7 protein-coding genes and 15 tRNA genes are annotated in these 8,718 nt (G+C 37.8%); all 22 read right to left on the reverse strand.

The features are described from left to right. Nucleotides 1-120 precede the first annotated feature (120 nt). The 22 genes from OS138_RS11270 to OS138_RS11375 all read right to left on the reverse strand — a co-directional run bounded on the left by OS138_RS11270 (nt 121) and on the right by OS138_RS11375 (nt 8,666). Nucleotides 121-381, reverse strand: a complete 261-nt coding sequence (locus OS138_RS11270) for a diacylglycerol kinase (RefSeq protein ID WP_002295336.1) — start codon at nt 379-381, stop codon at nt 121-123. A gap of 26 nt (nt 382-407) precedes the next feature. After that, complete coding sequence (locus OS138_RS11275) at nt 408-1,709, reverse strand: PTS sugar transporter subunit IIC (protein ID WP_325070127.1); 1,302 nt, start codon at nt 1,707-1,709, stop codon at nt 408-410. 291 nt (nt 1,710-2,000) lie between these two features. Continuing rightward, nucleotides 2,001-2,459, reverse strand: a complete 459-nt coding sequence (locus OS138_RS11280; protein ID WP_002288815.1) for a PTS glucose transporter subunit IIA — start codon at nt 2,457-2,459, stop codon at nt 2,001-2,003. A 12-nt stretch (nt 2,460-2,471) separates the two neighbouring features. Next, nucleotides 2,472-3,800, reverse strand: a complete 1,329-nt coding sequence (locus tag OS138_RS11285) for a family 4 glycosyl hydrolase (protein ID WP_442784209.1) — start codon at nt 3,798-3,800, stop codon at nt 2,472-2,474. 13 nt (nt 3,801-3,813) lie between these two features. Then, nucleotides 3,814-5,256, reverse strand: a complete 1,443-nt coding sequence (locus tag OS138_RS11290; RefSeq protein WP_325070129.1) for a PTS transporter subunit EIIC — start codon at nt 5,254-5,256, stop codon at nt 3,814-3,816. Next, complete coding sequence (locus tag OS138_RS11295) at nt 5,243-6,007, reverse strand: carbohydrate deacetylase (protein ID WP_002307048.1); 765 nt, start codon at nt 6,005-6,007, stop codon at nt 5,243-5,245. The genes OS138_RS11290 and OS138_RS11295 overlap by 14 nt, the downstream gene beginning before the upstream one ends. Before the next feature lie 103 nt (nt 6,008-6,110). Next, entirely contained in the window at nt 6,111-6,986 is an 876-nt protein-coding gene (locus OS138_RS11300; protein WP_002307050.1) for a PRD domain-containing protein, read from the reverse strand. A gap of 253 nt (nt 6,987-7,239) precedes the next feature. Then, nucleotides 7,240-7,324, reverse strand: a tRNA-Leu gene (locus OS138_RS11305). A gap of 17 nt (nt 7,325-7,341) precedes the next feature. Beyond that, nucleotides 7,342-7,413: transfer RNA gene (locus tag OS138_RS11310), tRNA-Gln, on the reverse strand. A gap of 9 nt (nt 7,414-7,422) precedes the next feature. Beyond that, a tRNA-His gene (locus tag OS138_RS11315) sits at nt 7,423-7,495 on the reverse strand. Between the two features lie 61 nt (nt 7,496-7,556). After that, nucleotides 7,557-7,641 (reverse strand) — tRNA-Leu (locus OS138_RS11320). A gap of 20 nt (nt 7,642-7,661) precedes the next feature. Continuing rightward, nucleotides 7,662-7,732, reverse strand: a tRNA-Cys gene (locus OS138_RS11325). A 45-nt stretch (nt 7,733-7,777) separates the two neighbouring features. Then, nucleotides 7,778-7,849: transfer RNA gene (locus OS138_RS11330), tRNA-Gln, on the reverse strand. Between the two features lie 11 nt (nt 7,850-7,860). Beyond that, a tRNA-His gene (locus OS138_RS11335) sits at nt 7,861-7,933 on the reverse strand. 2 nt (nt 7,934-7,935) lie between these two features. Then, nucleotides 7,936-8,009 (reverse strand) — tRNA-Trp (locus OS138_RS11340). 6 nt (nt 8,010-8,015) lie between these two features. Further along, nucleotides 8,016-8,096 (reverse strand) — tRNA-Tyr (locus tag OS138_RS11345). A gap of 1 nt (nt 8,097) precedes the next feature. Beyond that, nucleotides 8,098-8,173: transfer RNA gene (locus tag OS138_RS11350), tRNA-Phe, on the reverse strand. A gap of 35 nt (nt 8,174-8,208) precedes the next feature. After that, nucleotides 8,209-8,281: transfer RNA gene (locus OS138_RS11355), tRNA-Asp, on the reverse strand. A gap of 9 nt (nt 8,282-8,290) precedes the next feature. Beyond that, nucleotides 8,291-8,363, reverse strand: a tRNA-Val gene (locus OS138_RS11360). 15 nt (nt 8,364-8,378) lie between these two features. After that, nucleotides 8,379-8,450 (reverse strand) — tRNA-Glu (locus OS138_RS11365). Nucleotides 8,451-8,464: 14 nt separating this feature from the next. Continuing rightward, nucleotides 8,465-8,553, reverse strand: a tRNA-Ser gene (locus OS138_RS11370). Between the two features lie 39 nt (nt 8,554-8,592). Next, nucleotides 8,593-8,666 (reverse strand) — tRNA-Asn (locus tag OS138_RS11375). Between the last annotated feature and the right edge of the window lie 52 nt (nt 8,667-8,718).

Genomic DNA, 8,718 nt, shown 5'->3' on the forward strand with positions numbered 1-8,718 from the left:
AAAAATAAGCCAACATTTCACAAAAATTTAAGAAGCAATTTTCGTAAATTTCTTCTTATTTGTAAATTTCTTCTTATTTCTTGAAGCTAACCACTTCTGTCACAACCACTTTTAGAACATTTAAAGCTTCGATGTGACAAACCATCTATGCTGCTCGATCATAAAATTGATAGCAAAAATTCCACAAAGTACATATGTCCCCCATGAAAACAAAACATTCATATGCGGTACAATGATCTTTGGAAGAATCACGATCAAAAATGATGCCAGTGCCCAAATCCATCGATTGATTTGAATATGATATGTAGCTAGCATATTCAATATAAGGTGACTAGCCGTTAATAAAAAGATAAAAACAAAAAATAAAATCAGCCAATACATTGTTTCCCACCTTCTAAAAACCAAACTTAGACAGTTTGGACTTCGTTTTCTCCACGACTTTGTTCATCTGACAGCATCTTTTTATCATAAGCTTTTACAAATGGATAATAGATAATAAATGCTATCAATGTGTTGATCATGATCAAAATAACAACACGCCAGTCATTTCCTGCTGAAAGATAACCGCCGATTGGAGCTGGTAATGTCCATGTTGGCAAAACAGTAAATCTATTGACCATTTCTAATTTGACTGCAAAATAACTGATAATAGTCAAAACTAAAGGAACTAAGTTGAACGGGATGAACATGTAAGGATTCAACATCATAGGAGCTCCAAAAATCATGGGCTCATTGATATTGAAGATACCAGGAATAATAGAAAAACGACCAACCTCTTTCAAGAATTTTGATTTACAGAAGAATATAAACAAAACAGATACCACGATCGTTGCTCCTGCACCACCAATTGTTACCGTCCATTGATAAAACTGTTCAGGAGCGATATAGGGTAATTGGGTGGCAGCTGTACCATCTGCCAATGCCTTTGCATTCTCATCCAACATGATCAGCCACATTGGACGAACAACAGCCCCTACAATACTCATGCCATGGATACCAAATGACCACAACAAATGGATCAAAAACATTGGTAGTAAAACACCAAGCAAATTATTCCCTAAAATATTGGTTAAAGGCTCGAATAACGATAATAAGGCGGCGTTTACATCAAAGCCCGCGACGCTTCGAATCAGCCAAGTAATTGTTAAAATGACTGCACCTGGAATCAATGCCTCAAAACTACGGGCAACAGCAGGTGGCACTTGTTCTGGCATTTTGATAGTAATATTTCGATTTTTAAAGAAACGATATACTTCCACTGCAAAAATCATAGATAAGATCCCCGCAAACATCCCAGATGCTCCCAAAGAACTCATAGGTAAGACCCAGCCAAGAGGTGCCTCTTCAGGAGTTAAAACGTTTTCAGGAACTTGTAACATAAAGAACGTTCCTAAAGATAATATACCCCCTGTCACACTATCTAATCCATATGATTTAGCTAGATCCGAACCCATAACAAAAGTTGCATAAATAGCCATCAATCCCATCGTCATCCTAAAGGGTAAAACAATCGTTGCCGAATAAGGGGCAATAAATTCATTCCATCCAGGAAACGGTAAATTGATAAAGACCATAAAAAATGTCCCAATCAAAATCAATGACAATGTTGAAACAACCCCATTACGAATTGCTAATAAATGACGCTGTGTACCAATTTTTGCCATTGGTGGGACAAGTTTCTCTTCGACCCATTTCATCAGCTTTTCCACTAAAACCACTCCTTTTCAATAAAATATGAACCATTCATTGCATGACAACGCAAAGAATGTTCATAACTAATTATATAATTAAGAAATTTTATTTCAATATATTCTCTTAAATAATCAAATTTATTTTTAAGAATCCTGAAAATAAGTTTTCTAAATCATAGGAGCAACAAAAAAATTCGATAATTAACAAAAATCAAAATGATTAAATCTAGTGATTGAAACATATCATTTCAAAAAAATTTTGTAAATTCACCCATAAATATCACCCTATTTAACTTTTTTCATCGTACACTAAAATTCAAAACAACTATCTTTAATCTTTACTTCTTGGTTTTGTTTTAATAAATTTCCTTCAAAAATGCCTGGAGAAACTACAATGATCACCGTATCTTTTTGTGCTTGCTCCAACTTCTTCAAATCTATAATAGCTAACAGTGTCCCTTCTTTTACCTCCTGGTTACTTTCAACCCGTATCTGAAACGGACTTCCTTCGAGTTCAACCGTATCTAACCCCATATGGATCAGTATTTTTCTGCCAGATTCACTTTCGATCGTTATGGCATGTCGGGTAGGAAATATATTATCGATTATTCCTTTAACTGGCGCATGGATATATCCATCATGATTCGTTATAGCGTATCCAACTCCTATCATTTTTGAAGAAAAGACCTCGTCTTTTACTGCTGTTAATGGAATAATTTGACCACTAGCTACAGCTTTTAGAATGTTTCTTGTTTTAAAGAAATGCACTTTTTATCACCTCTACTTTAATGCTGGCCAATATTTTTTGTTTACTTTGATCATTTCATCTAGTATTTTTTTTGCGACTCTAGCATTTGGTACGGTTTGATTCAATGTAAATGCTTGTAAAGCTTTTTGATAAGAACCTTCAAAGTAAGCATCTACTAGTAACTTCTCTGCTGCAACTTGTGCCTCCATCAATCCTTTATGAAAATCACTGATTGGTTTTCTTAGTGTAATTGGCTCCACACCAGTTGCACCAACATATGCCGGTATTTCAACAACTGCATCTGACCGTAGATTCGGAATCGCCCCTTGATTAGGAACGATTAGCATAAAGCGACGACGATCATCATTCAACAAGGAAATAGCTATATCGACGATATATTGTCCATGCTCCCCAAAATTAAAGTTCAATACTTCTTCCACAATACCGCGGCGTATTTTATCAGCCATTTCTTTGGTATTTTTCTCTCGTCCATCCATGACCATATTAGCACGTGTATACTCTTTGTCAGTATGCTCAATGACCATATCAGGATATAAGTAATACTCTAAGTAATTATTCGGGATATTACTTGGAAAATTTTTCGTGATGACTGACATCATTTGAAAGGTTTTTTGCCAAGTTTTGTCTCCTATATTAAAATCGGCGACTTGCATTTCTTTTGTTGTTAGTTTTTCAATAATCTCTGGCATAATTTCTCGTTGCAATTCTTTATCATAAATCGATGTATACCAGCCAAAGTGGTTTAAACCATAATACGTAACGATCCAATTCTTACGATCATAACCGTAATTCACTGCAATCGTTTCTTCAATTGAAATAGTCATATCACAGGCATTAATCATTTTTACATTCGGATATTTACGACGAACAGCTTCAGAAACGATCGACTCTGGATTTGTATAATTCAAAATCCATGCTTTGGGGGCATAGTCTTGTATATGATCAACAATTTCCAATAAACCTTTGATTGAGCGCATCCCATAAGCAAATCCTCCGAGTCCACACGTTTCTTGTCCTACTAATCCATGTTTAAGTGGAATCTTTTCGTCCTTTTCTCGCATCTCCAATCCTCCAACACGAATTTGTGAGAAAACAAAATCGCATCCTGTAAAAGCAAGCTTTGGATCATCCGTTGCACGAATGCGAATATTTGAAAAACCTTTTCTTTTCAGCATAAATTTAACAATCAAGTACATATCCATATTTCTTTCTTCATCAATATCATATAAACGTATTTCAGATAATGGCAACCGTTTTTCATTGTTCAAAATGGCTTGAACGATTCCTGGTGTATACGTACTCCCGCCTCCAGCTATAGTAATAATCTGTTTTTTCATCATCATCTTTTCCTTTCTATTCTTCTAATAATTTATTGAATTCTGCCATAACATAAGTCACTTCTAAGCCGATGATAATTTGATAATTTTTTTCAGTTGGTTTAATGATCCCGCTTATCCCTAATTGCTTGATTCGCTGTTCCTCGACCATGGTGGGATCCACTACCTCTACCCGTAGGCGTGTATTACAACTATAGACATCCAGGATATTGGCTTTTCCTCCAAACGCTTGTAGCATTTTTGTTGCCATATATTCATAATTTTTACTTGCTAACCCTAACTCTGTTTCTTCTAAGGTTACTTCATTGCCAAACTCTGCCTTAGCTTCACGTCCTAATGTCTGAATGTTTCTCTTATTGATCAAATAATAAAAAGTAACGTAATACAAGGCAAAAAAGAAAATTCCGATTGGAAGAATCAAAATAGCATTGGTAGCGATTCGAAAATTGATGAGATAATCAACAATACATGCTCCGAATGTAAAACCAATTCGTATATTGAATAAGTAACAGACAATCCCTGCTAAACCGGCAAAAAGTGCATGGATCACGTACAACATAGGATAAAGAAACATGAAACTAAATTCAACAGGCTCAGTGATATTTGCAATAAATGAAGTTCCTGCACCGCTTCCCATGATTCCTTTGACCATCTCTTTATTTTCTTTATAAGCTGCTTTATAGATAGCTAGACATATAGCTGGTATACCAAACATCATTACTACAAAAAAATCTGATAAAAACAGTCCAGCCTGAGGATCTCCGTTGATAAAGCGTGTCATCTCTCCTCTGAAAACTTCCTTGCTAGGAGATGTATAGCTTCCTAAATCGTAATAAATATACGTATTCAACACATGGTGCAGTCCAAAGGGGATCAGCAAACGATTCAAAAACATAAATATCCCCACACCTAATGCCCCCATATCAACGAGCAGTTTTGCAAAATTATCAATCCCAATTTGGATGAGCGGCCAGATAAAGCCTAAAAAAACAGCTGCGATTGTTTGTAGAATCATCACCATAGTCAATGGGAATTTTTCGCCCGCAAAATAAGAAAAAACTACTGGTAATTTTTGTTCTTTAAAGCGATTATACGTCCATGCCGCTACTAAACCGGAAATAATTCCACCAAAAATCCCCATATTCACTTCTGGGTCCATAATTTCTAAGCCTTTTTTCAAGGTAGCAATCGCTAAAAAACCAGTAAGTGCAGGTATTCCTTTGTCCTTATTTTTGGCAAAACCGATTGCAACTCCTATAGCAAATAAGATATCCAAGTTTCCAAAAACGGCATTTCCAGCTGCACCGATTACTGGGATGTTCAGCATATCATCAGCTGATAAACGCATGATCAATCCCGCTAATGGCATCGCTGCAACTGGAAGTAGCATCGCTCTTCCAAGTTTCTGCACATTTGATTTAACATTCATTTTTATTCCTCCTCTATTAAATATCCTCATATGTTACTAACTCAATCAAAGAATCATTTTTCACTTTTTGAGCAAATGCTGAATGAATTAAAAATTCGACTTGGTGGGTACGAGGATACACAAAACTTGAACCATTTAACAATTCCTGATCCAAATACGCTGCGTGACACATGACTTCGATCGTTTTATCTTCTCTCAATATCATGAGTAAACTTGCCAAATATTCTTCCACACTCGTATTGATTTGTCGTTTTTTTTCATCAGTTTCTCCTACGACATCGAAACAAGGCTCAAAATAATCGACATGACGAACTTCATCTTTTCGTTCAAAGTTGCTCCGAACCGGCAAATCATATTTTTTTGCTAATGTAACAACTACCTCCTGATTTTCATCCAAAGTATGAGTATGATGATGACTGTCTAAATGAGTTGGTATGATCCCCGCATGATAAATTTTTTGAATCTGAGCATTCCATTCCTGATACAGTTGATCTTTGTCAATGTTAAATGGATGCTGATAATAAGATAAGGATCTGAACTCTCCGCTTTCGATAAGAGTATCGACAGTTTTGAGAAGTGGTTTGCCACACGTCAATGTTAAATGGACTCCTACACCTAGCCTAGGCATTTCCTTTCTTAGTTTCACAGCGTGCTCGAAACCCGGCATATTTGCCATCAATGTAGTTGATGTCAAAATTCCTCGCTGATAAGCATCCATAATCCCATAATTCACACCATGGCTATAGCCAAAATCATCCGAATTAAAAATCACTTTTCCCATTTCATTCTCCTTCTTTTTTCTACTAAAATAGGCGCAACCAAATAATCATAGTCCATTTACTATGTGTCATTTGGTTGCGCCTATAGATAGTTACGCCCTTATTTTAATAGATTCGTGCTAGATGAATTGCCAAATAGATGATTTCATTTTCTTGAATGGCAAGTTGAAATTGCTGTTCGATGATATCTTTAATCTTTAGTGCTGTACAATACGCTTTGCTATGTTTAAATGTTTCAGTAAAAAAACCAATATTTTCTACTGGCGTTTCTTCCTGATAAATCAAGCGTTTAACCAGGAATTTGATATGAACCATTAAGCGATGATAAGTCAGTGATTCTTTATCATAAACGTTTGAATAGGATTTTTCTAGATGGGACAAAATCGTGGTCGTCATTTCTACTATTTTTAAGCTCTTTAAACTATTAGGCTCTCCTAGCTCAGCATTAATGATATGCATAGTGATGAATCCTACTTCATTTGACCCTAACTCGGTTTGATATCGATGATTGATTCGCTCGACTACTTCTATTGCTATATCATATTCATTTGGATAAAGGAATCTCATTTCTGGCAACATAATTGCTGTGACATCTCTATCTTCTCTTTTTCGTTGAATAGCAAAATAAATATGATCTGTCAATGTAATATAGATATTTGAATCTAATGGAGAGGAGATCCTAGCTGTTATCAGTTCAATCACTTCTTCCGCAAAATCCATAAATTCGATTGGAATCTGCGAGACTATCTCACTGAATCGTTTGATCTTTTCTTTAGAATCTAATACAAATAATTTGTCAGCATCCTCAACATCAAATGGCTTACTCACTTTAGCAGAAAAGCCAATCCCTTTCCCCATCGCAATTTTTTCTATTCCATCGTCATCGATCAATACAGCATTATGATTCAGCTTTTTCATCACATACACCGTTAATTCACCTCCTCTATATGATAAAACAAAACAACTTGCAGACTCCTTCATACATATTTTTGTCTCCAAACAATTTTTAAAGACAAAAAACGACCTAAGAAAGAACCCTTTCTTAGGTCGTGCCTAATTGAATAGTAGCACCCTACATAATTTACAAAAATAGTTTAACAAATAATAAAAGCGTTATCAATATCTTTTTTACTCGTTTTATGATAATACTTGTATCGAATTGATTTGGAGGTAATTACATAAAAACAAAAAAATATAGCAACTCTCTATAAGAAAGTTGCTATATTGATAATTATACCGGCGGCCGGGGTCGAACCGGCACGTCCTCAATGGACACTGGATTTTGAGTCCAGCGCGTCTGCCAATTCCGCCACGCCGGCAAATTTAAAAATAATAACTGGGGTAGCTGGATTCGAACCAACGCATGAGGGAGTCAAAGTCCCTTGCCTTACCGCTTGGCTATACCCCAAGAATAAAGGGCGAATGATGGGAATCGAACCCACGAATGCCGGAGCCACAATCCGGTGCGTTAACCACTTCGCCACATTCGCCATCATAAAAGATGTTATTTAATTTCTCAATAAAAAACTAAGATGAAGACATCTTAGTCAATACCGGCGGCCGGGGTCGAACCGGCACGCCCTCAACGGGCACTGGATTTTGAGTCCAGCGCGTCTGCCAATTCCGCCACGCCGGCAAGTTGATTTATTAGTACTAAGGCGGTAACCGGATTTGAACCGGTGATGAAGGTTTTGCAGACCTCTGCCTTACCACTTGGCTATACCGCCATTATACTATTATCAATCTATAAAATAAAGAATAAATTATAGAAACTGGGGTAGCTGGATTCGAACCAACGCATGAGGGAGTCAAAGTCCCTTGCCTTACCGCTTGGCTATACCCCAAGAATAAAAAGGGCGAATGATGGGAATCGAACCCACGAATGCCGGAGCCACAATCCGGTGCGTTAACCACTTCGCCACATTCGCCATGGCAGGGGCAGCAGGAATTGAACCCACACTAACGGTTTTGGAGACCGCTGTTCTACCTTTAAACTATGCCCCTATAAAATGGAGGAGAGTGGATTCGAACCACTGAACCCTAAGGAACGGATTTACAGTCCGTCGCGTTTAGCCACTTCGCTACTCCTCCATGGTGGCGCGGGACAGAATCGAACTGCCGACACACGGAGCTTCAATCCGTTGCTCTACCAACTGAGCTACCGCGCCATATTTTAAAATTATTAATTGAATAACAAGAACGACGGTTCCGACGGGAATCGAACCCGCGATCTCCTGCGTGACAGGCAGGCATGTTAACCCCTACACCACGGAACCAGTTCATTATGGAGGTTAACGGGATCGAACCGCTGACCCTCTGCTTGTAAGGCAGATGCTCTCCCAGCTGAGCTAAACCTCCAACATTCAATTAAAATGACCCGTACGGGATTCGAACCCGTGTTACCGCCGTGAAAGGGCGGTGTCTTAACCGCTTGACCAACGGGCCAGGTAAATTTGCTACGGAGAGTAAGGGATTCGAACCCTTGAGACAGTTTGCACCATCTACATGATTTCCAATCATGCTCCTTCGGCCTCTCGGACAACTCTCCAGAGTGAAAGAAGCTCAATACTCTTTCTCAAAATGAGAACTCCGGCAGTAGGACTCGAACCTACGACATCATGATTAACAGTCATGCGCTACTACCAACTGAGCTATGCCGGAATAACATCAGCGTGGCGACGTCCTACTCTCACAAGGGGCAACCCCTCACTAC

Origin of the sequence: Enterococcus sp. E5-37, assembly GCF_035726925.1 — a bacterium.
GTDB lineage: Bacteria > Bacillota > Bacilli > Lactobacillales > Enterococcaceae > Enterococcus_B > Enterococcus_B faecium.

Excerpts from the sequence above, each read along its gene's own strand:
- OS138_RS11290 (WP_325070129.1), bottom strand. The coding sequence starts at position 5,256 with ATGAGGATATTTAATAGAGGAGGAATAAAAATGAATGTTAAATCAAAT.
- OS138_RS11295 (WP_002307048.1), bottom strand. The coding sequence starts at position 6,007 with ATGGGAAAAGTGATTTTTAATTCGGATGATTTTGGCTATAGCCATGGT.
- OS138_RS11270 (WP_002295336.1), bottom strand. The coding sequence starts at position 381 with ATGTATTGGCTGATTTTATTTTTTGTTTTTATCTTTTTATTAACGGCT.
- OS138_RS11300 (WP_002307050.1), bottom strand. The coding sequence starts at position 6,986 with ATGAAGGAGTCTGCAAGTTGTTTTGTTTTATCATATAGAGGAGGTGAA.
- OS138_RS11285 (WP_442784209.1), bottom strand. The coding sequence starts at position 3,800 with ATGATGAAAAAACAGATTATTACTATAGCTGGAGGCGGGAGTACGTAT.